Here is a 24,830-nt window from a genome sequence, read left to right as displayed (position 1 = left end):
GGACCGCTGCCTGTCGCAGCCATGCGACAGTGTGCAGTGCGGTATGGGGCAGCGGGCCTGTTTCTCCGGGCAATAGACGCGCAGATTTCCTCTCACGGGTTCACGTCCGAACCTGGCTCATCTCAAGGGAGGATGACATGCTGCATCAGAAAATCGTCGAGTCTCCGTTCAAGCTGAAATACGGAAACTTCATCGGTGGCGAATGGCGCGAGCCGATCGAAGGCAAGTACTTCGACAACATCACCCCGGTCACCGGCGGCAAGCTCTGCGAGATTCCCCGCTCCACCGAAAAGGACATCAACGCCGCGCTTGATGCCGCCCATGCCGCCAAGGACAAGTGGGGGCGGACATCCGCCGCCGAGCGCTCCAACATCCTGATGAAGATCGCCCAGCGGATGGAAGACAAGCTCGAACTGCTGGCTCAGGCCGAGACCTGGGACAATGGCAAGCCGATCCGCGAAACCATGGCTGCCGATATTCCGCTCGCGATCGATCACTTCCGCTACTTCGCGTCCTGCATCCGTGCTCAGGAAGGCTCGATCGGCGAGATCGATCACGACACGGTCGCCTATCACTTCCATGAGCCGCTCGGCGTCGTCGGCCAGATCATCCCGTGGAATTTCCCGATCCTGATGGCCGCCTGGAAGCTTGCACCGGCGCTCGCAGCCGGCAACTGCGTCGTCATCAAGCCGGCCGAGCAGACCCCTGCCTCGCTGCTTGTCTGGGCAGAGCTCATCGGCGACCTTTTGCCGCCCGGCGTGCTCAACATCGTCAACGGCTTTGGCCTCGAAGCCGGCAAGCCTCTCGCCACCAGTCCGCGGATCGCCAAGATTGCCTTTACCGGCGAAACGACAACAGGACGGCTGATCATGCAGTATGCCAGCCAGAACCTGATCCCGGTAACGTTGGAACTCGGTGGCAAGTCGCCGAACATCTTCTTCGCCGACGTCATGGCCGAAGACGATGATTTCCTCGACAAGGCACTCGAAGGCTTTGCGATGTTCGCGCTGAACCAGGGCGAAGTCTGCACATGCCCCAGCCGCGCGCTCGTTCAGGAATCGATCTACGAGCGCTTCATGGAAAAGGCCGTCAAACGCGTCGAAGCCATCAAGCAGGGCAATCCGCTGGACAGCGCGACGATGATCGGCGCCCAGGCTTCCAATGAACAGCTCGAAAAGATCCTCGCCTACCTCAACATCGGCAAGCAGGAAGGCGCCGAAGTGCTGGCCGGCGGTTCGCGCAACGATCTGGGCGGCGAGCTCGCGGGCGGCTACTACGTCAAGCCGACGATCTTCAAGGGTCACAACAAGATGCGCATCTTCCAGGAGGAAATCTTCGGGCCGGTGGTCTCGGTGACGACCTTCAAGGACGAGAAGGAAGCGCTCGAAATCGCCAACGATACGCTCTACGGCCTTGGCGCCGGCGTATGGAGCCGCGATGCCAACCGTTGCTATCGCTTCGGCCGCGAAATCCAGGCCGGACGCGTCTGGACCAATTGCTACCACGCCTACCCCGCGCATGCGGCCTTCGGCGGCTACAAGCAATCGGGCATCGGCCGCGAGACGCACAAGATGATGCTCGACCATTACCAGCAGACCAAGAACATGCTGGTGAGCTACAGCCCGAAGGCGCTCGGCTTTTTCTGAGAGCCAAGCATCTAGGTCTTAAAACCGTCCCGCTCTCTCATCGGGAGAGCGGGCTACGCCTGGGAGGAGCGAAACATGGAGCAACTGGTCAACGGTGAACCGCGCGTGCTGGCAACGAACGCTGCGATCGACCTGATCGACGAAATCCGGCGCGACCACCCCGACATTCTGTTCCACCAGTCAGGCGGCTGTTGCGACGGCTCGTCGCCCATGTGCTACCCCGCCGACGACTTCATGGTCGGCGACAATGACGTAAAGCTCGGCGAGATCGCCGGCGTTCCCGTTTATATCAGCGCCAGTCAGTTCGAAGCGTGGAAACATACCCAACTCATCATCGATGTGGTCCCCGGCCGCGGCGGCATGTTCTCGCTCGACAACGGCCGTGAGAAGCGCTTTCTCACGCGCTCGCGCATGTTCGGCGGCGATGAGGCCTGCCCCATCCCCGCAACGGTGCGCTCGACGACTTGAAGTCCGATCAGTGCTTGCGCACCTTCCCCGTTGGAATCGCTGACGAGGTCACCGACACCGGATCGCTGGCAGGAAAGGAGTCTTCCAGTCCCTGGTCCAGCTGCTCTTCCATTTCCTCGACATCGCCCGACATCCGAGCGCTCAACAGCGGCTCTGCCGGCTTGTCGGTTGCCTTCGTCTCATCGAACGAAGCGAGTTCGCCCATCAGCGTCTTTGCGCGCTCGATTGCGTTATGGGAGGTCAGCGTTCTGTCGGAATCGTTGCGCAACTGCACCGACACGACTTCACCGCCCTGACCGACGAATTCGACGGTGAAACCCCGCTTTCCACCTTGTTCCGGAATGACTTGCGTACCGACGACATGCATTGGAATTCTCCTTTGGAACATCAGTCTCAAAACGACCGCGCGCCAACAAAGTTCCTGTCGCGCTGTTCCTCTGCACGGACAAAAAAATAGCCACCGCTGTTGACGGTGGCTGAAGTCATGAAGGTCAAAACCTCCAGAGGGGAACAGTTGCATCATCGGCCGGGAGGACTAGCCGACTGCATGAGCAACTGTCTGTAATATGAAGGTCGCAGCCTCTTGCTTCAACCAACTGATGGCTGAATTGCCGACCACATCGAAATCTAATTTCCACGACCTGCCGGAAACGCGCGATATTCTACCGCCGTACGGCCATCGCCGAGCACCGGTCTCAAATCTGGGGCTGACGCACCGGTCCTGTCGATTCCCGCAGGATAAGCTCGACTGGCCACAGCTCGTGGATCTCCAGCGGCGATCGTCCCGAGATGAGCTGCAAGACCAGATCCGCACATCGCGTTCCGGCCGCACGCATCGATGACCGGGTGGCCGAAAGCGAAGGCACCATGTTGTCGGCGGTCAGATAGGGAAAAACGTCGTCATGCGCGATCAGGGAAACATCCCGCCCGACCTGCAGCCCGAGCGAACGCACGGCACGATAAACCCCGAGCGCCGTCATCATCGAGCCGGCAACGAAGGCGGTCGGCGGATTCGGTTGCTCGAGAAACGAGCGGGCAAAGCGAAAACCGAGCTCGTCGGTAAAGTTACCGTTGGCCATCAGCTGCGGATCCGGCTCGATGCCATGGCTCTGGAGAGCACGGCGATAGCCGTTGTCGCGATGCAGCGCATAGGTCGCGCCCTGTCGCCCGTTGATCATGGCGATCCTGCGATGGCCGAGGTCGATCAGATGCGAAGTCGCCCGTCGCACCGCCCCCTCATTGTCGATGTCGAGCCAGGCATGGGGAACGTCGATATCCGACCGGCCGTGCACGAGAAACGGCATTCCAAGCTTGTGCAGCAGCGCGATGCGCTCGTCGTTCGGTCGCGGCGAGTGCACGATGATAGCGTCGACCCGCTGGCTTTCCACCAGTCGCCGATAGAGCTGCATCTCGTCATTGTGGTCGGGATCGGCCATCGGAATGACCAGGATGTCGGTATCTTCGGTCACAAGCCGTTCGGCCATACCGGCCATGAATTCGGCAAAGTGAAACTCGCCGGCCCGCCCCATCACCACGCCGATGGCGCCTGCCCGCCCGGTTTTCAGCCGAACCGCGTTCACATTCGGGCGATAGCCGAGCCGCACGGCCTCTTCCGCAACGCGGGCACGAGTGACCTCGCTTACTTCAGGATAGCCGCTCAAGGCACGGCTGACCGTCGTCGGAGACAGTCCCAATTGCTTTGCGAACTCTTTAAGCTTCATGCTCCGACACGTTCTTTCATCACCAGCTTTTTCAAGCATCTATACATCGAAACCGCTGATTTCCTTATGTCTTAACTCACCGCGACTGGAAACAGCCAAATCGATTTCAATTGCAAATATTCCCGAAATGGAGCGCCCGATTGAATCTCCACAGACGGAAATCATTGCATCTATTTGTTTTCAATAAACAATGATCGATTTTACGCAGCGCAGCATTCTCGCTAAAACTCGCCGCTTGACACGATATCACCCTTCTGACAATTTTTCGCAACCAAACCGTTTTCAATTTTAGATCGTTTGGTTCTTTTTGGGAGGAAGATTATGAAGTTTCGTCTTACGGCGGCCGTCATCGCAGCCGCACTCATTGGCACGGCATTGCCCTCGCTCGCCGCCAATATCAGCATTTCGGCAAGCTCGACCGGCAAGAACCTCGATCTGCTGCGCAAGCAGCTCGACGAATTCGAGAAGGCAACGGGCAACAAGGTCAGCATCGTGACCATGCCGTCCTCGTCGACCGAACAGTTTTCGCAGTACCGCCTCTGGCTCGCCGCCGGCAACAAGGACGTCGACGTCTATCAGACGGACGTTATCTGGGCGCCGCAGCTCGCCGAGCAGTTCGTCGACCTGAAGGACGCCGCCAAGGATGTCGTCGGCGACTTTTTCCCGTCGATCATCGCATCGCAGACCGTCAACGGCCGCCTCGTCGCGTTGCCGCTCTATACCGACGCCCCGGCGCTGTTCTACCGCAAGGACCTGCTCGACAAGTACGGCAAGCAGCCGCCGAAGACCTGGGATGAAATGGCGGCAACCGCCAAGGAGATCCAGGACAAGGAGCGCGCAGCCGGCCAAAAGGACCTCTGGGGCTACGTCTTCCAGGGCAACGCCTACGAAGGCCTGACCTGCAACGCGCTCGAATGGGTCAAATCATCCGGCGGCGGCCAGATCATCGAGACGGATGGTTCGATCTCCATCAACAACGAAAAAGCCGCTGCAGCGCTTGATCGCGCCAAGAGCTGGGTCGGCAGCATCTCGCCGAGCGGTGTCCTGGCCTACCAGGAAGAAGAATCCCGCGGCGTCTGGCAGACGGGCAACGCCGTCTTCATGCGCAACTGGCCCTATGCATACGCGCTCGGCAACGGTGCCGACAGCGCCGTCAAGGGCAAGTTCGACGTGACGACGCTTCCGGTTGCCAAGGAAGGCGACACGCCCTCGTCCACGCTCGGCGGCTGGAACCTCGCCGTCTCCAAGTACTCGCAGAACCCCGATGCCGCGATCGCACTCGCCAAGTTCCTGACCTCCAAGGAGAGCCAGAAGCAGCGCGCGATCGAACTCTCCAACCTGCCAACATTGACGGCGCTCTACGACGACAAGGACGTTGCTGCCGCACAGCCGTTCATGCCGAACTGGAAGCCGATCTTCCAGAACGCCGTTCCGCGTCCGTCTGCTTCGGCCAAGGTCAAGTACAACGAGGTCTCCTCGAAGTTCTGGACCGCCGTTCACAACACGCTCTCCGGCAGCGGCACTGCCGCGGAAAACCTCGAGCTTCTCGAAGCCGACCTGACCTCGCTCAAGGGCGACAACTGGTAATCGATCGAACCGGTAGCGGCGGGCTTTCCGCCGCTACCGTCCCCGAACGAGCCATCGTCAATCGTCTCAAGAAGCGGGTCGCTAATTCATGAGTGAAGTTGCAGTTTCTCAAAACGTGAGGTCCGGCGCACGTGCCAAGAGCGCCTCGTCGGATTTGCGCTCCGAGCGCGTCCGCTCCGCCTGGATGTTTCTGGCACCGACCCTGTTCATCCTCGCCGTCGTTGCGGGATGGCCCCTGTTCAGGACCATCTATTTCAGCTTCACCAATGCATCCCTGACGAGCCTCGGCGACGCGCAGTTCGTCGGGTTCAGCAACTATCTCTCCTGGATCACGCTGAAGAGCGGCCGCACGGTCTACAAGGGACTTCTCGCCGACCCCGCCTGGTGGGGCGCCGTATGGAATACGATGAAATTCACCGTACTTTCCGTGCTGATCGAAACAGCCCTGGGCCTCATCGTCGCCCTGGTCCTTAACGCGCAGTTCGTCGGCCGCGGCATCGTGCGCGCCGCCATTCTCATTCCGTGGGCGATCCCCACGATCGTCTCTGCCAAGATGTGGGCATGGATGCTCAACGACCAGTTCGGCATCCTCAATGATATCCTGCTCGGCGCGGGCCTGATCACCCAGAAGATCGCCTGGACCGCAAATCCCGACACGGCGATGATCGCGGTGCTGATCGTCGACGTCTGGAAGACAACGCCCTTCATGGCGCTGCTTATTCTTGCCGGCCTGCAGATGGTCCCGGCCGATATCTATGAAGCCGCCAAGATCGACGGCATCAACCCGATCAAGGTCTTCTGGCGCCTGACCCTGCCACTGGTGCGCCCCGCAATCATGGTTGCCGTGATCTTCCGCATGCTCGACGCCATGCGCATCTTCGACCTGATCTACGTGCTCACGCCGAACAATGCGCAGACCAAGACCATGTCGGTCATGGCGCGCGAAAACCTCTTCGACTTTGACAAGTTCGCCTATGGAGCAACAGCCTCGACGGTGCTCTTCCTGATCATCGCGACGATTACCGTGCTCTACATGTGGCTCGGTCGGGTCAAGCTTGGCGGGAGTGAACGCTGATGCTGCTTACCGCCACGAAGAACACCCTCTTCTACCTGCTCGTCGCCGTCATCGTCATCATCGCGGTATTCCCATTCTACTATGCGATCCTGACGAGCTTCAAAGCCGGTACCGCCCTTTTCGAGGTCAACTATTGGCCGACCTCGATCTCGCTCACCAACTACACCAACGTCCTGACGACAGGCAGCTTCATCCGCAGCCTCGGCAACTCCCTGCTCGTCGCCCTCCTCGTGGTCGCCGCCTCGCTGCTACTCGCCGTCACCGCATCCTATGCGCTTGCCCGCGTCAATTTCCGCGGCCGCGCGCTGCTGATGCTGACTATCCTGTCGGTCTCGATGTTCCCGCAGATCGCCGTGCTCGCCGGCCTGTTCGAACTGATCCGCTGGATCGGTATCTTCAACACGCCCTTCGCGCTGATCTTCTCCTACATGATCTTTACCCTACCCTTCACGGTCTGGGTTCTGACCACCTTCATGCGCGATCTGCCTATCGAAATCGAGGAAGCGGCGATCGTTGACGGCGCCTCGCCGTGGGTCATCATCACCCAGGTTTTCATGCCGCTGATGTGGCCGGCACTGGTCACCACAGGCCTGCTTGCCTTCATTACGGCCTGGAACGAATTCCTCTTCGCCCTAACATTTACCTCATCTGACGCTCAGCGAACGGTGCCGGTTGCCATCGCCCTGCTTTCGGGCGGCAGCCAGTTCGAAATCCCGTGGGGCAACATCATGGCAGCATCCGTCATCGTTACGGTCCCTGTCGTTGTCCTGGTCCTGATATTCCAGCGGCGCATCATTTCCGGTCTGACCGCCGGCGGCGTCAAAGGTTGAAGAAAGCACGATATGGCACAGATTCGACTCGACAATATCCGTAAAAGCTTCGGTGCGCTTGAAGTCATCAAGGGCGTCTCGCTCGATATCCGCAAGGGCGAGTTCATGGTCTTCGTCGGCCCGTCCGGCTGCGGCAAGTCCACGCTGCTGCGGCTGATCTCCGGGCTGGAAGATATCAGCTCGGGCACGCTTTCCTTCGATGGCGAGGCCGTCAACCGCTACGCACCATCGAAGCGCGGCATTGCGATGGTGTTCCAATCCTATGCGCTCTACCCGCATATGACCGTGTTCGAAAACATGGCCTTCGGGATGAAACTGTCAGGACGCACCAAGGAAGAGTGCAAGGCCCGCGTCGAGCAGGCGGCCGGCATGCTGCAGCTTTCGCCCTATCTTGAACGCCTGCCGCGCCAGCTGTCGGGCGGCCAGCGCCAGCGCGTCGCGATCGGCCGCGCCATCGTCCGCGATCCCAAGGTGTTCCTGTTCGACGAGCCTCTGTCGAACCTTGACGCGGCGCTGCGCGTCGCAACGCGTCTGGAGATCGCCAAGCTTCATCGCAGCATGCACGGCACGACGATGATCTACGTCACCCATGACCAGGTCGAGGCGATGACGCTGGCCGACCGCATCTGCGTGCTGCGGGATGGCGTCGTGGAGCAGGTCGGCACGCCGCTCGAACTCTACGAGACACCGAATTCCGTCTTCGTCGCCGGCTTCATCGGCTCGCCGAAAATGAACTTCCTGAGCGGCGAATTCTCCGCACCCTACAATGCCCACACCATCGGCGTGCGCGCCGAACACATGGAGATCGTTCAACAGGACGCCGCCTGGAGCGGCACCGTCATTCATTCCGAAATTCTCGGCTCGGACAGTTTCGTCTATCTCGACATCGGCACATCGGAGCCGCTCGTCGTTCGCGAGACCGGCGTATCGAGCCATCAACCCGGCCAGAAACTGGGCGTTGCCCCGGTTCAGGGCTCGGTCCACCGTTTCGACCAATCCGGACGCGCGCTCGAAAGAGTACCCCTCAAGGGCGCGGCCTGACATCTATCCAAAACCACAGGATCCGCCTCGCCTCCCATCGAGGTCGATCCACCATCCGCATGAAGGAGCAATCACTTGGCTATTCGCACCATTGTCTGGGGTGAAAACATCCACGAAACCACCAATGCCATCGTTCGGGGCATCTATCCCGAAGGCATGCACACCACCATCGCCAACGCGCTGAACACCGATCCGGCGATCCAGGCGACGACGGCCACGCTGCAGGAGCCCGAGCATGGCCTGACCGAAGCCCGCCTCGCCGAAACCGATGTCCTCACCTGGTGGGGCCACAAGGACCACGGCGCGGTCTCCGACGTCGTTGTCGAGCGTGTCGCCAAGCGCGTCTGGGAAGGCATGGGCCTGCTGGTCCTGCACTCCGGCCACTTCTCGAAGATCTTCAAGCGCCTGATGGGCACCCCCTGCGCGCTGAAGTGGCGCGAAGCCGGCGAGCGCGAGCGTCTGTGGACGATCAACCCGCGCCATCCGATCGCCGCCGGTCTCGATGAAAACTTCGTTCTCGAAAACGAGGAAATGTACGGCGAGCAGTTCTCCGTGCCAGAGCCGCTGGAAACGGTCTTCATCTCCTGGTTCCAGGGTGGCGAAGTCTTCCGTTCGGGCCTCACCTGGCGCCGCGGCGCCGGCAACATCTTCTACTTCCGCCCTGGCCACGAAACCTATCCGACCTATCATGATGCCAACGTCCAGAAGGTACTCATCAACGGCGTGAAATGGGCCTATAACCCGCAGGGCGATCTGAAGAGCATCACCGATGCCCCGAATGTGCCGGTCGAAAAGGCTCTCGAGCCGATCGTCGAACGCGGCCCACGACTGCATCAGGCCGGCGAAGCCGGTTACCGCTGAGGAGCACACACATGCGACTACTCGTTCTTGGCACGGGCTCGATGGCCAGAAACCAGGTTGCCAACTTCCTCGCCATCGATGGCGTGGAAGTTGTCGGCGCCGTCGATACCGATCCGGCGCGCCTCGCCGAATTTGCCGATCACTTCCATATCCAGAATCGCTTCCTCTCCCTCGAAGAAGCGATCGCATGGGGTGAATTCGACGCGGCGACGAATGTCACGCCGGATCGCATCCACCACGCGACCAGCCTAGCGCTGATCGCCGCCGGCAAGCATGTCTTCTGCGAAAAGCCGCTGGCGGAGCATTACGACCACGCGCTGGAGATGACGGAAGCCGCTGAAGCTGCCGGCGTCATCAACATGGTCAACCTCACCTATCGCAACGTCGCGCCCCTGCAGCGCGCCCGCGAGATGGTGTTGGCCGGTGAGCTCGGCACCATCAGACACGTTGAGGCCTCCTACCTGCAAAGCTGGCTGGTCTCGCGTGCCTGGGGTGACTGGCGCACGGAATCGCGCTGGCTGTGGCGCCTGTCGACCGGTCACGGTTCCAACGGCGTGCTCGGCGACGTCGGCATCCACATCCTCGACTTCGCCGCCTATGGCGCGGCGACCGATATCGACCACGTCTTTGCCCGCCTGAAGACCTTCAACAAGGCTCCCGGCGGTCAGATCGGCGAATATCTGCTGGATGCCAACGACAGCTTCACGATGTCGGTCGATTTCACCAACGGTGCGCTCGGCGTCATCCATGCGACCCGCTGGGCAACCGGCCACCTCAATGAGCTGAAGCTTCGCATCTATGGCGAAAAGGGCAGCCTCGAGGTCATCCATCGCCCGGATGGTTCCGAACTGCGCGGTTGCTTCGGCGAAGACATCGAGACCGCCACCTGGCGCGACATCGAGGTCCCGGCTGTGCTGACGAACTATCAGCGCTTTGCAGAAGCCGTCAGAACCGGAAAGCAGGACGACCCGACCTTCCGCCACGCCGCAAACCTGCAGAAGGTCCTAGACCTTGCGATCGTGTCGGAGAAGGAGCGGCGTGAACTCAACCTGCTCGCCGCCGAGGAGCAGGAAAGCGCTCCGGACAAGCGCATCCCACCGCTGACAGTGGTCGTCTGATCGTCGCTATCCCAGAAACACCAAAGGCCCGCTCGCGCGGGCCTTTGTCTTCACTGCGGAATGTCAGGCGAGCCGATCGGCCAGCAAGCCGATGGAAGCCGCATCGGCATTTGCAAACGCGAGCCGGAGAAAGCGCTCCTGCCCTTCCCCGAAATAGCTCCCGGGCAGGCAGACCACACCGGCCTCCTTCGCCAGCCGCTCGGCAACAGCCGCCGAAGTCAGCCCTTCAAACGGATGCCGGATGAAAGCGAAGTAGGCGCCGAGCGCGCCGATTTCCCAGCCCGGCAGTTGTGCCATCACCGCTCGCAGGGCATCCGCACGCCGCGCGATCTCCAGGCGGTTGCCGGCGCGCCAGTCAGCAAGGATCGGCATTGCCGCGGCAACAGCGACCTGCGCCGCCCGTGGTGCGCAGATCTGCATGTTATCCATCACCTTGGTGATCTCGGCGATGACGCCGACGCCAGCTGTAATCGCGCCGAGCCGGTGACCGGGAATGCAGAACGACTTCGAGAAGCTGTAGAGCAGAACGAGCGAGTCTTCCCAGCCGGGGATCGTCAGCAACGGATGCGGCGCGCCATATCCCTCCGGTAGAAAGTCCCGATACGTTTCATCGACGATGAGCCATGCGCCATATTTGCGGCAGAGGGTAAACAGCTCGTGCAGCAATGCCGGCGGGTAGATCGCTCCCGTCGGGTTGTTCGGCGTCACGATCGCGAGCACTTTCGCACCGCCGGCCAAGGCGCTCTCGGCCGACGATACCTTCGGCAGGAAGCCGTTCTCAGGATCGCATTCGACCAGCACCCGCTTGATGCCCAGCATCGAAAGCGTTGTCTCCTGGTTGAAATAGAAGGGATTGGTCAGGGCCACCGTGTCGCCCGACCCGGCAAGCGCAATCGCAGCGGCCATGAAGGCCTGATTGCAGCCCGCCGTGATGTGAACATGCCCGGCAGAGACAGGAGCGCCGTAGACCACCGACATGTTTTGCGCATAGGCCTCGCGCAAAACACCCTCGCCCTCGATCGGTCCGTAGCCGGTCGTCGTGGGTGACGCCGCTGCCTCACCAAGCAGCCGAAGCATTTCCGGATGTGCGGGATAGCCGGGCACCGCCTGCGAGAGGTCGACCAGCGGCCCCCTGCCGCCCTTGTACTCACGCGCCCAGGCCAGAACCGAAGGGATCGGCGGCGGCGACAGTCGGGAAACAAGCGGATTGGCTTCGGCAGGATGCATGAATGCTCTCTTGTGGACGCTGGATAATGCAGCCAGCAGTCCTGCACAAAATCGCAGGCGACGGCAACACGCATTCGCGCCATGCCCCGGCGCGTTCGGTCAGGAACCGCAGCAGGCCTTGAGCTTGGAGAGCTTCGGCACTTCGATATGCCTGTTGGCGGCAATGGAGATCACGCCGTCGGCCTTGAGCTTCGACATTTGCCGCGACACCGTCTCGATCGTCAGGCCCAGAAAGTCCGCGATGTCGGCGCGCGACAGCGGAAGGTCGAACCGGCGGCTCTCTCCCTTGGCCTCAGGGTCGAGGTGCGTGGCGATCAGCAGCAGGAAGCTGGCAACCTTCTCGGCAGCCGTCTTGCGGCCGAGCGTCACCATCCAGTCCCGCGCCTCGTCCAGTTCGCGCAAGGTTTGCGCCATCAACCGGTCGGCGAGCGATGGATTGGTCTTGACCATGCGCTCAAGCGTCGCCTTCGGAATGCGACAGAGATTGACGTCGGACGCAGCCTCCACCGAAACCGCGTTCTCATCGGCATTCAGCCGTCCGAGAAAATCAGGCGCAAACTGCAGGCCCACGATCTGCTGGCGACCGTCCTCGAGGGTTTTCGTCAGCTTCACGACGCCGCGGATCACCGTGGCGTAGGACTCGGCCGGCATCTTCTCGCCAGCCAGCTCTTCACCGGCATCGTAGTTGGTCAACCGCGTATGCGCCGACAGCGACACCAGCTCGCTTTCGCTGAGCGCGCCGCACATGCCCTTATGGCGAACCTCACAACTGAGACAACGTACTGGTATGTTTGAATTATGTATGTCTTTGCGCATCAAATCAGCTCCGCGCAGAGCATAGACTGCGACCATGCCTTGAGAACAGCTTTTTCTTGATCGAGATCAAAGTAGATATGACGGCGCCCGGCTATTCCTTCCCCAAAAGGAATTGCCATGAACGCCGACATCATCGCCCGCTACGCCGCCCCCGTTCCCCGTTACACCAGCTATCCGACAGCGCCGCACTTCCACGAAGGCATCGGTGAGGCCACCTACCGTCAATGGCTCGGCGAGCCCGCGCCCGGTCCCTTGTCCCTCTATTTTCATATCCCGTTCTGCGATCGCCTCTGTTTCTATTGTGGCTGCCATACCAAGCAGGTTCGCCGCTATGAACCGATCGCGGCTTACATGGATGCCTTGAACAAGGAGGTCGCGCTCGTCGCGGCCTGCCTGCCCGACCGTAGAAAGGTGGCAGCCATCCACTTCGGCGGCGGCTCGCCGACGATCGTGAGCCCGGGCGATCTTCAACAGATGCGGGACACTCTGGACCAGTATTTCGATATCCTGCCGGACTGCGAGATCAGCGTCGAAATTGACCCAACACACGTCGATGCCGAACGACTGAATGCATGGAAGTCATTCGGCATGACCCGTGCAAGTGTCGGCGTTCAGGATTTTGCCCCAGTTGTCCAGACCGCGATCAATCGCCCGCAGAGCTACGAGCAGACCAAGGCCGTCGTCGACACGCTGCGCGAACTCGGTGTCGGTTCGATCAATCTCGACATCGTCTACGGACTACCGCACCAGAATTGTCAGATGCTGCTGCAAACCATCGATCTCGCTTTATCCATGTCTCCTGACCGATTGGCGATGTTCGGCTATGCGCATGTGCCCTGGGCAAAGAAGCACCAGCAGATGATCGACACGGCCACGCTTGCGTCGCCGGTCGAGCGCTTTGAAATGGCCAGCATAGGCGCACGAGCGATCCTTGATGCGGGCTACACGCCCGTCGGTATCGATCACTTCGCCAAGCCGGACGACAGCATGGCGCAGAAGCTTTCCAGCGGCGCCCTGAGGCGGAACTTTCAAGGCTACACGACCGATGACGCGCAAACCCTGATCGGCTTCGGGGCATCCTCGATCGGCCGGCTTCAACAGGGCTACGTTCAGAATATTGTCGCAACCGGACAATACTGCCGTGCCGTCTCCGAAGGCGAGCTTCCCGTTGCGCGCGGCATCGCCCTGTCGGCAAACGACCGGGCGGCAGGGGCGGCGATCGAGAGCCTGATGTGCAGCTACGACGTTTCTCTGGCGGAGCTACGCAGCCGCTACGGGCGGGCAGCGGACGATGTCTGCAGCGACGCTGTGCGCGCGCATCTCCTCGACGAAGACGGCTTCACCAGCTTCGACGGTGACACCTTTACGGTCACGCCGGAAGGACGCCCGTTCGTTCGCGTAATTGCCTCGAAATTCGATCGATATCTGACACTTGGGCGCGCCAAACATTCACTGGCCGTTTGATCCAAATCAAGTAACGCGTCCTAAAATCTCCCTATCACTCATCGCGACACCAAATTGCCGCAGCGTCCCCTTTGCCGTTGCCGCGACCACCCACGCAGTTATAGTGATTTCAGAAATTTCTGAAATCACAGACATAACGGAAACCGAACATGAATCTTCCGCCGCTCGTTCAATCCTTTGTTCTGCACTTCGGGGAAATGGGGTCGCGGTGGGGCATCAACCGCACCGTCGGCCAGATATATGCACTGCTCTACGTATCGCCCTCGCCGCTTTGCGCCGAGGAGATTGCGGATGCCCTGGGCATCTCGCGGTCGAATGTCTCGATGAGCCTGAGGGAACTGCAGACGTGGAACCTCGTGCTGCTCAAGCACAAGCCGGACGACCGGCGCGATTTCTTCACCACGCCTGATGACGTGTGGCTGATCCTGCGTACGCTCGCCGAAGAGCGCAAGAAGCGCGAAGTCGATCCAACGCTGTCCGTACTCCGTGAAATCCTGATGCAAAGACCAGCCAGTGACGCCGAGCGACACGCACAGGAGCGCATGGGCGAAATGCACGCCCTCATCGAGCAACTAACGCATTGGTATGAAGACGTAAAACAACTTGAAACAGAGCGGCTTGCAACGTTACTCTCCCTGGGTGCGAAAGTGACGAAGCTGTTGGAGGCCAAGGACCGAGTCGTTTCGCTCGGCCGCAGCCGCCGGCCCAATCCTGCGAATAAGAGTTAGCGCCATGGGGAGTGCTTACTTCAACGCAAGTGAAAAGCAGGCTTCGGGCGGGCCGGGAAAATCCGTGCCGAGGCATCCGGGCCTCAAGAAGGCCGCCGTGATCCAGACGGTTGCGGCACTGTTGTGGATTCCGCAGGCGGCAGCCCTTTCCACCGCCATAGGCCATATTGCAAACGGCGCAGGCGTCCATGACGCTCTCTGGCCAGCCGCCATCATTGCCGTTCTCGGCATCTTGAAAAGCTGTCTCGACGCGGCTGGCGGCCGCCTCGCCTTCCGCGCCGCACGTGCCGAGTTGACGGCGCGGCGTGAGCGCGCGGTTGCCGCGCTCGCACGGCGCTCGCCGATCGACGGTACACGGCAGAGCTCCGGCGAAGCCGCAAGCATCATAGGTGAACAGGCCGAGCTGATCGTCCCTTACCTCTCGCGCTATCTGCCTGCTCGCTTCAAGGCAAGCGCAGTGCCCCTGGTCATACTCGCCTTCGTTTTCCCTCAGTCGTGGATCGCCGCCCTCGTGCTGTTGGTCGCCATGCCGCTTATCCCGGTCTTCATGGCGCTGATCGGCTGGCGCGCGCAGGCAGCGAGCGAGAAACAGCTCGCAGCAACCGGCGGCCTCAACGGCTTTCTGCTCGACCGGCTGCGCGGCCTGGCCACCATCCGTTCGTTGAATGCCGTCGACGTGACCGCGCTGAAGCTGCGAGCGGACGCCGAGTCCTTGAAAGACCGGACCATAGCCGTTCTGAAGATCGCATTCCTGTCGTCGGCGGTTCTCGAACTGTTTGCGGCACTCGGCGTGGCGATGGTCGCAGTCTATGTCGGCTTCTCCTTGCTCGGGCAAATCGGTTTTGGCGCATGGACACATGGCCTCGACCTCACCTCGGGCCTTTTCGTATTGCTGCTTGCACCCGCCTTTTTCGAACCAATGCGCGAGCTTTCGGCCGTGTGGCACGATCGCGCCTCGGGCGAAGCGGCAATCCGGGCACTGGAAAGCCTGGACGGCGACGGCCTGACCTTGGCGGAAACGCCCGACGTCTCGGCCCCATTCGAGACGCGCACCGGCGATATCCGACTGGAAACCGTGAGCTTTCGCTACGGCCCCGATGCTGAGAGGAGCATCGACGACATCGACCTGCACATCAGGGCCGGCGAGCATGTTGCTCTCCTCGGCGCCAGCGGTTCGGGCAAGTCGACCCTGCTCAGCCTGATCGCCGGTCTGGCGCCTTGTGAGGCTGGCCGAGTCCTCATCGACGGCCAGGATACCGGTCCCACCGCCCAGGAGACCATCGCCTGGATAGGCCAGAAGCCGCATATATTTGCCGGCACCATCACGCAGAACGTCTCGCTCGGAAGGCCAGGCGTGTCGCCCCGGCAGGCTGCCGAAGCGCTCGATTTTGCCAAGCTCGGCAAGCTCGCTGCCGCTTATCGGCGTCGGCAGCTGGGCGATGGCGGTGGCGGCCTCTCCGGCGGAGAGGCGTTGCGGCTTGCCATCGCGCGGGCTGCGAGCAAGCCCGATGCGCGCATCCTGCTGGCCGATGAACCGACCGCTCACCTGGACACCGAAACCGCCAACGATGTCATCGAAAGCCTGCTGGCGCTCGCCAAGGGCCGAACGCTCGTCGTCGCAACCCATGACCCGCGCCTGGCCGCGCGCATGGGCCGCACGATCATCATCGATGCCGAGCCTGCGCGGGAGGCCGCCGAATGAACGCCTCGCTTTCCAATCTCAAGCCCATCCTCGCACTGTTCTTCGCAGAGCGGCGGCGCAGCCTGCTTGTGGGTGCGGCCCTTTCCGCCACGACGGTGACCGCCGGCATCGCACTGCTGGGACTATCGGGCTGGTTCATCACAGCGACGGCGATCGCCGGGCTTTCGACCACAACCGCCGTCGTCTTCGATGTCTTCGCCCCATCGGCCGGGATCCGGCTGCTCGCGATCGGGCGTACGGCATCGCGCTACGGCGAGCGCCTGACCACGCACGACGCGACGCTCGGCGTACTGGCAGCACTTCGCGAACGACTGTTCCGTGGCTGGTCCGAGGCCCGCGCAGCGCAGGATCTGGTGCGTCGTCCGGCCCGCCTGCTCTTCCGGCTCACCGGCGACATCGACGCTTTGGATTCGCTTTACCTGCGCGTGCTGGTCCCCGCGGGTGTCGCGATCATCGCAGGCGTGGTGGCCAGTATCGCGCTCGGGCTGATGCATCCGCTTTTCGGATTGCTGGCAGGTCTGCTGCTGCTCACCGCCGGTCTCGGCCTTCCGCTTGCCGCCGGACGTCGGGCCGCGCGCCATGCGCGCCGCCGCGCCTACGGCATCGAGGCGATGCGTGTTCGCACGATCGATCTTGTCGCCGGCCAGACCGATCTGCTCATGGCCGGACGGCTTGATGCGCAGTGCGCCGCCGTTGCCGAGGCTGACCGATATGCCGCCAACGCCGACGAACGGCTCAACCGTATCGATGCCGGCGTCGTCTTCGGCTTCGGCCTGACCTCGACGATACTCCTGAGCGGCTCCCTTCTGGCCGTGGCGGCTCTAGCCGGCGCTGGTTCGATCACCGCCCCGACTGCGGCACTCGGCGTGCTGATCGCCTTTGCCGCCGTCGAGCCGTTTGGAGCGCTTCGCCGCGGCGCGATGGAGCTAGGCCGCACACTCCTTGCCGCCCGTCGCATTGCTCCCCGCCTTTCGACAACCGAGGCAACGCAGCGAAACAACCCGCCTGCCGGAGGACTGGCGTTCAGCATCTCCGCTGCCAGTGCAGGCTATGATACCGAAGCAACCGCGCTCGATACCGTCACGCTGGATTTGAAAGCTGGCGAAAAGCTCGCGCTGATCGGGACAAGTGGAGCTGGAAAATCGACGCTGCTTGCGCTTCTCGCAGCGGAAATGCAGGCCGATCGCGGAACCGTAGCAAGCCTCGAGGCAACGCTCCTGACGCAGCGAACCGAGCTTTTCCGCGACACCCTGCGTGGCAATCTCCAACTCGCCAAGCCCGATGCCGGGGATGACGAACTTCGCGAGGTACTCACCGCGGCCGGCCTGCTTGCCGATGTTTCGGCCCTTCCGCAAGGGTTGGACACACCACTCGGAGAAGGCGGAATCGGGCTTTCTGGCGGCCAATCACGCCGTCTGGCGCTTGCACGTCTGTTCCTGCGCGACACGCCCCTCTGGCTGCTGGACGAACCGACGGAGGGGCTGGATGGCCCGACCGCCCGCGACGTCATGCGTCGACTGGTGGAACGGGTTGGCGACCGCTCGCTGGTCATCGCAACTCACATCCGCCGCGAGGCCGAGATCGCCGACGCGATCGCCCTCGTCGATCATGGGCGCATCACAGAAGTTTCACGCCGTGGAGAGGCGGCGTTCGAAAAGGCTTTGAACCGGCTGAGGCCGGACTGAGCCAAACCGCATGACCGCCTGGCAATCCGGCCCGGCGGAAACTCTTCGTACCCTGTGGGGTCGTGGGAGAAAGATAATGGAACTAGACATAGTCGCGCTATCGCGCTTCCAATTTGCGCTCACTGCGCTCTATCACTTTTTGTTCGTGCCATTGACGCTTGGGCTATCCGTGCTGCTGGCGATCATGGAAACGGTCTACGTCATGACCGGTCGCCAGATCTGGCGACAGATGACGAAGTTCTGGGGCGTATTGTTCGGCATCAACTTTGCCATCGGCGTTGCCACCGGCATCGTCATGGAATTCCAGTTCGGCATGAACTGGAGCTACTACAGCTACTATGTCGGCGACATCTTCGGCGCGCCGCTGGCGATCGAGGGGCTGATGGCCTTCTTCCTCGAGGCGACGTTCGTGGGGCTGTTCTTCTTCGGATGGGACAAGCTCTCGAAGGTCGGTCACCTGGTGGCGACATGGTGCGTAGCACTGGGCTCCAACTTCTCGGCACTCTGGATCCTCATCGCCAACGGCTGGATGCAGAACCCCGTGGGCTCGGCGCTGAACCCACAGACGATGCGCATGGAGGTCACAAGCTTCTTCGACGTGGTCTTTAATCCTGTTGCCCAGGCGAAGTTCGTCCATACCGTTTCGGCCGGCTACGTCTGTGCCTCGATCTTCGTGCTCGGCGTTTCGGCCTGGTACCTCCTGAAGGGACGCCACATCGAGCTCGCCAAGCGGTCGATGACGGTTGCGGCGTCGTTCGGCCTTGCCTCGGCGCTTTCGGTCGTCGTCCTCGGTGACGAGAGCGGCTATCTCGCGACCGAAAACCAGAAGATGAAGCTCGCCGCCATCGAGGCCATGTGGAAGACGGAACCGGCGCCCGCAGCCTTCACCGCCTTCGGCTTCCCGGATCAGGAAGCGCGCGAAACCCACTTTGCCGTCCATATCCCGTGGGTCATGGGTCTGATCGGCACGCGCTCGCTGACGACGGAGATCCCCGGCATCGATAAGCTCGAACAGCAGGCCGAAGCCCGTATCCGCGACGGTATCAAGGCCTACGATGCGCTGATGCAGATCCGCGCAGCCGCAACGCCGGACGCGATCGCGCCTCAGCTCCGCAGCTCCTTCGAGGAACTGGGACACGAGCTTGGCTATGCCCTTCTCCTGAAGCGCTACGTCGATGATCCGCGCCAGGCGACCGACGCACAGATCACGCAGGCCGCGCGCGACACCATCCCGCACGTGCCAACGCTGTTCTGGTCGTTCCGCATCATGGTCGGGCTTGGCATGTTCTTCATCGTCCTGACGGCCACGTTCTTCTGGCTCTCGGCACGCCGGCACCTCGATAAATACCCGCTGCTGCTGACGATTGCCGTCTTCGCCATCCCGCTTCCCTGGATTGCCATCGAAGCAGGCTGGATCGTGGCAGAAATCGGCCGCCAGCCATGGGTGATCGAAGGTGTCCTGCCGACGGCAATGGCGGTGTCGAGCCTCGGTGCAAGCACCGTCCTGCTGACCATCATCGGCTTTGCTGCCCTCTACACGGCGCTGATCGTTGTCGAGATGACCTTGATGATCCGCGCCATTCAGAAGGGACCGGAACCGGACGACGAGCCGGAAGCCGAGCTCATTTCCGAAACCCTCGTTCCCGCTGCGGAGTGATCCACCATGATCCTGCACGAACTCATAGACTACGACATCCTGCGCATGATCTGGTGGCTGCTTCTCGGCGTCCTCCTGATCGCCTTTGCCGCCAGTGATGGCTTCGACCTTGGCGTCGGTACGCTGCTGCCTTTCGTCGCCAAGACGGATACCGAGCGGCGCATCGCCATCAATACGATCGGCCCGGTCTGGGAAGGAAACCAAGTCTGGCTGATCCTCGGCGGCGGCGCCATCTTCGCCGCATGGCCACCCCTCTACGCTGTGTCGTTCTCGGGCTTCTATCTGGCGATGTTCGCGATCCTGCTCGCCCTCATCTTGCGTCCGGTCGGCTTCAAGTACCGCTCCAAGCGCGAGAGCCCACGCTGGCGCAACAACTGGGACTGGGCCTTGTTCATCGGTGGTTTCGTACCGTCGCTGATCTTCGGCGTGGCAGTCGGCAACGTGCTGCAGGGCGTGCCGTTCCGGTTTGATCCGGCCGATATGCGCATCTTCTACGAAGGATCGTTCTTTGCCCTGCTGAACCCCTACGCCCTGCTCTGCGGGCTGTTGTCGGTGGCCATGCTCACCTTGCACGGCGCCGCCTGGCTGATCCTCAAGGCAACGGGTCCGGTTGCCGAACGGGCGAGAAGCTATGGCAGCCTGGCTGCGCTGGTCGTGCTTGCCCTCTTCGCGCTTGGCGGGGTCTTCCTGGCGATTGGGGTGCATGGGTACAGCATCACCAGCGAGATCAACCCGATCGGCCCGTCGAACCCGCTTCTGAAGACGGCCACCCACGACGGCTCGTGGCTCGCCAACTACAGTGCGCACCCGTGGACGCTGATTGCGCCAATCCTCGGCTTCGCCGGCGCGGCGGCAGCCTTCATAGCTCTGCGGGCGAGATGGGAAGTCGTGGCCCTGCTTTTCAGCAAGGTGTCGATCTTCGGCATCATTTCCACCGTCGGCCTCTCGATGTTCCCGTTCATCCTGCCGTCGTCGCTCGATCCGAAGTCGAGCCTGACGGTATGGGATGCATCATCGAGCCACTCGACCCTGTTCACCATGCTCGTGGTCGCGGTGATCTTCCTACCGATCATCTTCGCCTATACCGCCTGGGTCTACAAAGTGCTCTGGGGCAAGGTCGACGAACGAACTGTCAACGACAAGAGCGGCCACGCTTACTGAAGGAGAAAGACGATGTGGTATTTCGCATGGATCCTTGGCTTGCCGCTCGCGGCCGCCTTCGCCGTCCTCAACGCCATGTGGTACGAACTGATGGACGATGAGGCCAAGAAGAAGAAGCAGTAGCACTGCGTTCTTTCCGTCGAGACATCGGATGCGCCCACACAGGGCGCATCCTTTTTTCTGCGTCCGACGAGAATATTCGCCTGTAGTATTCCCTTAGTACCCGCGCATTCTCCGGCTTTGCTACTCTTCCCGCGTTGGTTTCGGGAGGAAACAAATGCCAACTTCTAAAATTCTGATGATCACCGGTGATTTCACCGAGGACTATGAAACGATGGTGCCGTTCCAGACGCTGCTCGCCTGCGGCTATACGGTGCACGCCGTGTGCCCGGGCAAGAATGCCGGGGAAACCGTCGCAACGGCCATTCACGATTTCGAAGGCGACCAGACATACTCCGAAAAGCGCGGTCATAACTTCGCGTTGAATGCCACCTTCTCCAGCATTCGCGCTGAAGACTACGACGCTCTGGTCATCCCAGGCGGTCGCGCCCCGGAATACCTGCGTCTCAATCCTGAAGTCATCAAGGCCGTGCAGCACTTCTTCGAGGCAGGAAAGCCGGTGGCTGCAATCTGCCATGGCGCGCAGTTGCTCGCGGCGGCGGGCGTTCTCAAGGGACGCACCTGCTCGGCCTATCCTGCCTGCCGGCCCGAAGTCGAACTCGCGGGTGGCACCTACGCCGACATCGCGATCAGCGATGCCGTATCCGACGGCAACCTCGTCACGGCACCGGCCTGGCCGGCGCACCCCTCGTGGCTGCGACAGTTCATGGCTGTGCTAGACGCTGCAGCCCTGCTACAAACGAATGCCGCCTGAGGAGCGTGGCGACAGGAGGACGGGATGTGCGAACTGTTCATCAAGGCGGACGCCAGGCTCTGGGAGAGCACGACGCGTTCGCTTCGCATCGATGGCATGGTGACGAGCGTTCGCCTAGAGAATTTCTTCTGGTCAAAGCTTGAGGAAATTGCCCGGCGCGACCGCATGAATGTCACGCAGCTGATCACGCGCCTGCACCACGAGTCGATCGATGCAGGCCACGATCTCGGAAACTTCACTTCGTTTCTCAGAGTATGCTGCGCACGCTATCTCGATCTGCAGCTGACGGGGGATATCCCGACCGACGCCACCCAACCGATCGCCGGCCTCAACGCCCCGGCGATCCTCGGTCGCGAACGGCAGAAATATCATTGAACGGGATGGCGCCTAGTAGCTGGCCTGGACGAAAATCCTGGCCAGCACTTCCACGCCCGCCTGATCATCCGTATCGAAGCGCGAGGCGGTCGGGCTATCGAGATCGATGACCCCGAGGATCTTGCCCTCGTGATGGAGTGGCACAACCAACTCCGACCGCGAGGCCGCGTCGCAGGCGATGTGGCCGGGAAATTCGTGAACGTCTTCCACCAGGATCGAAACGCCCTTTTCGACGGCGGTTCCGCAGACACCGCGCCCGACGGCAATGCGCACGCACGCGGTTCGGCCCTGGAATGGTCCGAGTACCAGTTCATCCGGCGATTTCAGAAAATAGAAGCCGGCCCAGTTCAGATCCGGCATCGCCTCGAACATCAAGGCCGAGGTGTTCGCCGCATTGGCGATCACGTCACTTTCCCCCTGCAAAAGGCCCTGAAGCTGTTGGCTCAGTTCCCGATAGAACGCAATTTTGTCGCTGTGATCGATCTTTGCCGCCTGGAACATATCTGTCATCGCTCGTCTTGTTTCGGGATGGCTTCCATATAGTGGTCCAAGCATCCCTTGCCAATCGGAAGAGCCGCATTCTGGCACCGCTTCACTTGCGCTAAATTCACCGTGATTACGACCGCAACGACCTTGCCGGACGGCAATCCCACCATATCTATTTCTGGCGCGGTCACGAATTCCGAGGGCCGCTGCAAGCGGCCATGGAGCCTATAACTCCGGCTTGGCCTGGTAGGGCTGGCGACGGCAAAGGAAGTGCCCCTTCGGCGACGCCTGAGTGATTTTAAATGACGCGTCAAAGCACCGAACCGACAGGAGCGGCAACCATTGTTGCACCGCAGGGAGCAGCGACCGTCAAATATGACCATTCATTTTCAGATCGAGGCAAGGACAATGACACCGGAAGACAGACAGGCGGTTTTCAGCCACCGCCAGATCGCGGCCATCATCAAAGGGATCACACTCGAGGATGGTACGGATGCACCGATCACGGGAAAATCGCTCGGTGAGGCGATCCTCTTCGTCTCGGAGGAGGCCGCAACCAATGCGTCGAGCGCTCATGTGATCTATGGCGCCAACGAGTCGCTGAGCTATACCGACTGCCTGAGCGTCTATCGTGACTACGGAGCAGCACTGCGCCGCGGCACCAACTGACCGAGCGACCGAGGACACAGTGACAAAGCGAAGTGCCGGTTTGCTGATCTGCCGCCAGCACGAGGATCGCCGCGAGGTATTGCTCGTTCACCCCGGCGGCCCCTACTGGGCGAAGAAGGACGAGGGATGCTGGTCCATTCCCAAGGGCCTCGTGAACGAGGGTGAGGACGATCTTGCGGCTGCAAGACGTGAGACCAAAGAGGAGATCGGCGTCGATATCGATGGCTCGTTCACCGATCTCGGCTGTTTCAAACAACCGGGCGGCAAGATCGTGATCGCCTGGGCGGTTAGGGCGGACCTCGACGCGTCCTCAATCAGGAGCAACACCTTCTCCATCGAATGGCCGCCTCGCTCGGGAGCCATGCGAGAGTTTCCGGAGGTCGACCGGGCGGCATGGTTTACTCTGCCGGAAGCGGACGTGAAGCTTCTACCCGGCCAGCGCCCTATCCTGCTCGCATTCGCAGAGCGTTTCCCGGCATCATCGGCGGGCGGCTGACGGCTCAATTTCCCGCCTGAGCCACTGCCTGGCTTGCGATTGTGCATGGCAGCTATTCCCATTCAGCGCTCGCTTTGCGGAACAGACCGCGCCACGGTGATTCTGGCTCCCCTCAAAATGATTCTGGCCTCATGACAGCTATATCTTCGCCGGTGCGCGGTGTTCTCATTGCGTTTGCCGCCTACGCCGTGTTTGCGTTCAGCGACGCGTCGATCAAGATCCTGCACGGCAGCGTGCCCGCCTACGAGATCGCCTTCATCGGCGCCGTGTTCGGCATCGCGGCTCTCCCCTTCATCAAGGCCAGGGGTGATTCCTGGTTCGATGTCGTGAGAACGACGAACCGCCCGCTCTGGCTGCTGCGCTTTGTCTGTGGTGCTGTCGGCGCCATTGCCTCGATCATCACCTTTACCAAGCTGCCGATGGCTGAAGCCTTCTGCCTGCTGTTCCTGCTCCCCTCCTTCGTCACCATCCTGTCGGTCATCTTCCTGAAGGAAGATGTTCGCTGGCAGCGCTGGGCGGCGGTCGCCGTCGGTTTCGCCGGCGTTCTGGTGGTGTTGCGTCCCGGCTTTCGCGAACTGTCGATCGGCCATCTCGCGGCCGCCATCGGTGGGCTGGCTGCGGCCATCTCGATCGTCGTTCTGCGCAAGATGGGTCCGGCCGAAAAACGCCTCTCGCTCTATGGCGCAGCGCTCCTGGGCACGCTGATTGTCAGCGGCGTGCTGATGATCCCACAATTTGCGATGCCCACCCCGTACCAATGGCTGTTTATCGCCAGCTACGGTCTGCTTGGCGCCGCGGGCAACGTCCTGCTGATGACCGCCGCGCGCATCGCGCCCGCAAATCTTGTCGCGCCACCGCAATACAGCCAGATGCTCTGGGCGATCGCCTTCGGCTACCTGATCTTCGACGACGCGATCGATCTGCCGATGGCGGGCGGCATCCTGCTGATCATCTGCTCGGGACTGCTGACGCTGGCTCGCGAGCGCAAGCGTGGGACACCGCTGCCGAGGGCCGTTGTGTCCTCTGACAGCCAGGCCCCCCTTGCCACATCGATCGACGCTGACGAAGCACAGAGAAAAACGGCCTGATCGCATCTCGCTTGCTATCTTGCCTGAAACGAAAACACCCTGCCGCGCGGTAGCG

25 protein-coding genes are annotated in these 24,830 nt (G+C 61.5%); 20 read left to right on the top strand and 5 right to left on the bottom strand.

Going from position 1 to position 24,830, the window contains the following annotated elements:
• Nucleotides 1–137 precede the first annotated feature (137 nt).
• Nucleotides 138–1,646 carry an aldehyde dehydrogenase gene (gene adh, locus QTL94_RS15890; protein WP_289802524.1) on the top strand — a complete coding sequence of 503 codons (1,509 nt, stop codon included), beginning with the start codon at nucleotides 138–140 and terminating at the stop codon, nucleotides 1,644–1,646.
• Nucleotides 1,647–1,721: 75 nt separating this feature from the next.
• The gene (locus QTL94_RS15885; protein WP_065693505.1) at nucleotides 1,722–2,114 is read left to right on the top strand and encodes a DUF779 domain-containing protein; all 393 of its coding nucleotides are present in this window, start codon (nucleotides 1,722–1,724) and stop codon (nucleotides 2,112–2,114) included.
• 7 nt (nucleotides 2,115–2,121) lie between these two features.
• Here QTL94_RS15885 and QTL94_RS15880 read toward each other — a convergent pair whose 3' ends face one another.
• Nucleotides 2,122–2,481: a hypothetical protein gene (locus QTL94_RS15880; RefSeq protein ID WP_065693504.1), complete on the bottom strand. Its 360-nt coding sequence runs from the start codon at nucleotides 2,479–2,481 to the stop codon at nucleotides 2,122–2,124.
• 328 nt (nucleotides 2,482–2,809) lie between these two features.
• Nucleotides 2,810–3,835: a substrate-binding domain-containing protein gene (locus QTL94_RS15875; protein ID WP_065693503.1), complete on the bottom strand. Its 1,026-nt coding sequence runs from the start codon at nucleotides 3,833–3,835 to the stop codon at nucleotides 2,810–2,812.
• A gap of 321 nt (nucleotides 3,836–4,156) precedes the next feature.
• On the opposite strand from QTL94_RS15875, the gene QTL94_RS15870 reads away from it, so the two are divergent.
• The 6 genes from QTL94_RS15870 to QTL94_RS15845 all read left to right on the top strand — a co-directional run bounded on the left by QTL94_RS15870 (nucleotide 4,157) and on the right by QTL94_RS15845 (nucleotide 10,347).
• A complete protein-coding gene (locus QTL94_RS15870) occupies nucleotides 4,157–5,422 on the top strand; it encodes an ABC transporter substrate-binding protein (RefSeq protein ID WP_289802523.1) in 1,266 nt (421 codons plus the stop codon).
• Between the two features lie 88 nt (nucleotides 5,423–5,510).
• On the top strand, nucleotides 5,511–6,497 hold the full coding sequence (locus QTL94_RS15865) for a carbohydrate ABC transporter permease (protein ID WP_113522393.1): 987 nt from the start codon (nucleotides 5,511–5,513) through the stop codon (nucleotides 6,495–6,497).
• Nucleotides 6,497–7,327: a carbohydrate ABC transporter permease gene (locus QTL94_RS15860; protein ID WP_065693500.1), complete on the top strand. Its 831-nt coding sequence runs from the start codon at nucleotides 6,497–6,499 to the stop codon at nucleotides 7,325–7,327. The genes QTL94_RS15865 and QTL94_RS15860 overlap by 1 nt, the downstream gene beginning before the upstream one ends.
• A 12-nt stretch (nucleotides 7,328–7,339) precedes the next feature.
• Nucleotides 7,340–8,368: an ABC transporter ATP-binding protein gene (locus tag QTL94_RS15855; RefSeq protein ID WP_289802522.1), complete on the top strand. Its 1,029-nt coding sequence runs from the start codon at nucleotides 7,340–7,342 to the stop codon at nucleotides 8,366–8,368.
• Nucleotides 8,369–8,443: 75 nt separating this feature from the next.
• Nucleotides 8,444–9,229: a ThuA domain-containing protein gene (locus tag QTL94_RS15850; RefSeq protein ID WP_016554600.1), complete on the top strand. Its 786-nt coding sequence runs from the start codon at nucleotides 8,444–8,446 to the stop codon at nucleotides 9,227–9,229.
• An 11-nt stretch (nucleotides 9,230–9,240) separates the two neighbouring features.
• A complete protein-coding gene (locus QTL94_RS15845; RefSeq protein ID WP_289802521.1) occupies nucleotides 9,241–10,347 on the top strand; it encodes a Gfo/Idh/MocA family protein in 1,107 nt (368 codons plus the stop codon).
• A gap of 63 nt (nucleotides 10,348–10,410) precedes the next feature.
• Here the strand turns inward: QTL94_RS15845 and QTL94_RS15840 are convergent, their stop codons facing one another.
• Both QTL94_RS15840 and QTL94_RS15835 read right to left on the bottom strand, forming a co-directional pair.
• Nucleotides 10,411–11,574 carry an aminotransferase gene (locus QTL94_RS15840; protein WP_289802520.1) on the bottom strand — a complete coding sequence of 388 codons (1,164 nt, stop codon included), beginning with the start codon at nucleotides 11,572–11,574 and terminating at the stop codon, nucleotides 10,411–10,413.
• Between the two features lie 99 nt (nucleotides 11,575–11,673).
• Nucleotides 11,674–12,321: a Crp/Fnr family transcriptional regulator gene (locus QTL94_RS15835; RefSeq protein WP_113522397.1), complete on the bottom strand. Its 648-nt coding sequence runs from the start codon at nucleotides 12,319–12,321 to the stop codon at nucleotides 11,674–11,676.
• Between the two features lie 186 nt (nucleotides 12,322–12,507).
• Between QTL94_RS15835 and hemN the strand changes: the two genes are divergently transcribed.
• From hemN to QTL94_RS15790, 9 genes are all read left to right on the top strand, one after another.
• Complete coding sequence (hemN, locus tag QTL94_RS15830) at nucleotides 12,508–13,854, top strand: oxygen-independent coproporphyrinogen III oxidase (protein ID WP_065693496.1); 1,347 nt, start codon at nucleotides 12,508–12,510, stop codon at nucleotides 13,852–13,854.
• 149 nt (nucleotides 13,855–14,003) lie between these two features.
• A complete protein-coding gene (locus QTL94_RS15825) occupies nucleotides 14,004–14,582 on the top strand; it encodes a GbsR/MarR family transcriptional regulator (protein WP_065693495.1) in 579 nt (192 codons plus the stop codon).
• Nucleotides 14,583–14,586: 4 nt separating this feature from the next.
• On the top strand, nucleotides 14,587–16,284 hold the full coding sequence (gene cydD, locus QTL94_RS15820; protein ID WP_289802519.1) for a thiol reductant ABC exporter subunit CydD: 1,698 nt from the start codon (nucleotides 14,587–14,589) through the stop codon (nucleotides 16,282–16,284).
• A complete protein-coding gene (locus tag QTL94_RS15815) occupies nucleotides 16,281–17,969 on the top strand; it encodes an amino acid ABC transporter ATP-binding/permease protein (RefSeq protein ID WP_289802518.1) in 1,689 nt (562 codons plus the stop codon). Before cydD ends, QTL94_RS15815 begins: the two co-directional genes overlap by 4 nt.
• Nucleotides 17,970–18,045: 76 nt before the next feature.
• Nucleotides 18,046–19,626: a cytochrome ubiquinol oxidase subunit I gene (locus QTL94_RS15810; protein WP_065693492.1), complete on the top strand. Its 1,581-nt coding sequence runs from the start codon at nucleotides 18,046–18,048 to the stop codon at nucleotides 19,624–19,626.
• Nucleotides 19,627–19,632: 6 nt separating this feature from the next.
• Nucleotides 19,633–20,787 (top strand): cytochrome d ubiquinol oxidase subunit II, encoded by a 1,155-nt coding sequence (gene cydB, locus QTL94_RS15805; RefSeq protein ID WP_289802517.1) that lies wholly within the window; start codon nucleotides 19,633–19,635, stop codon nucleotides 20,785–20,787.
• 12 nt (nucleotides 20,788–20,799) lie between these two features.
• Nucleotides 20,800–20,910 (top strand): cytochrome bd-I oxidase subunit CydX, encoded by a 111-nt coding sequence (cydX, locus tag QTL94_RS15800; protein ID WP_018857158.1) that lies wholly within the window; start codon nucleotides 20,800–20,802, stop codon nucleotides 20,908–20,910.
• Between the two features lie 154 nt (nucleotides 20,911–21,064).
• Complete coding sequence (locus QTL94_RS15795) at nucleotides 21,065–21,661, top strand: DJ-1/PfpI family protein (protein WP_065693490.1); 597 nt, start codon at nucleotides 21,065–21,067, stop codon at nucleotides 21,659–21,661.
• 24 nt (nucleotides 21,662–21,685) lie between these two features.
• Complete coding sequence (locus tag QTL94_RS15790; RefSeq protein ID WP_065693489.1) at nucleotides 21,686–22,036, top strand: ribbon-helix-helix domain-containing protein; 351 nt, start codon at nucleotides 21,686–21,688, stop codon at nucleotides 22,034–22,036.
• A 12-nt stretch (nucleotides 22,037–22,048) separates the two neighbouring features.
• Here QTL94_RS15790 and msrC read toward each other — a convergent pair whose 3' ends face one another.
• Entirely contained in the window at nucleotides 22,049–22,537 is a 489-nt protein-coding gene (msrC, locus tag QTL94_RS15785; RefSeq protein WP_289802546.1) for a free L-methionine (R)-S-oxide reductase MsrC, read from the bottom strand.
• A gap of 360 nt (nucleotides 22,538–22,897) precedes the next feature.
• On the opposite strand from msrC, the gene QTL94_RS15780 reads away from it, so the two are divergent.
• The 3 genes from QTL94_RS15780 to QTL94_RS15770 all read left to right on the top strand — a co-directional run bounded on the left by QTL94_RS15780 (nucleotide 22,898) and on the right by QTL94_RS15770 (nucleotide 24,775).
• Complete coding sequence (locus QTL94_RS15780; RefSeq protein WP_244499557.1) at nucleotides 22,898–23,191, top strand: hypothetical protein; 294 nt, start codon at nucleotides 22,898–22,900, stop codon at nucleotides 23,189–23,191.
• A gap of 19 nt (nucleotides 23,192–23,210) precedes the next feature.
• Complete coding sequence (locus QTL94_RS15775; RefSeq protein ID WP_289802516.1) at nucleotides 23,211–23,687, top strand: NUDIX hydrolase; 477 nt, start codon at nucleotides 23,211–23,213, stop codon at nucleotides 23,685–23,687.
• A gap of 131 nt (nucleotides 23,688–23,818) precedes the next feature.
• Nucleotides 23,819–24,775: a DMT family transporter gene (locus QTL94_RS15770; RefSeq protein WP_289802515.1), complete on the top strand. Its 957-nt coding sequence runs from the start codon at nucleotides 23,819–23,821 to the stop codon at nucleotides 24,773–24,775.
• The last annotated feature ends 55 nt before the right edge of the window (nucleotides 24,776–24,830 follow it).

The organism is Rhizobium sp. S96, assembly GCF_030382195.1.
GTDB lineage: Bacteria > Pseudomonadota > Alphaproteobacteria > Rhizobiales > Rhizobiaceae > Rhizobium.
This window is presented reverse-complemented; position numbering and strand designations above follow the sequence as displayed.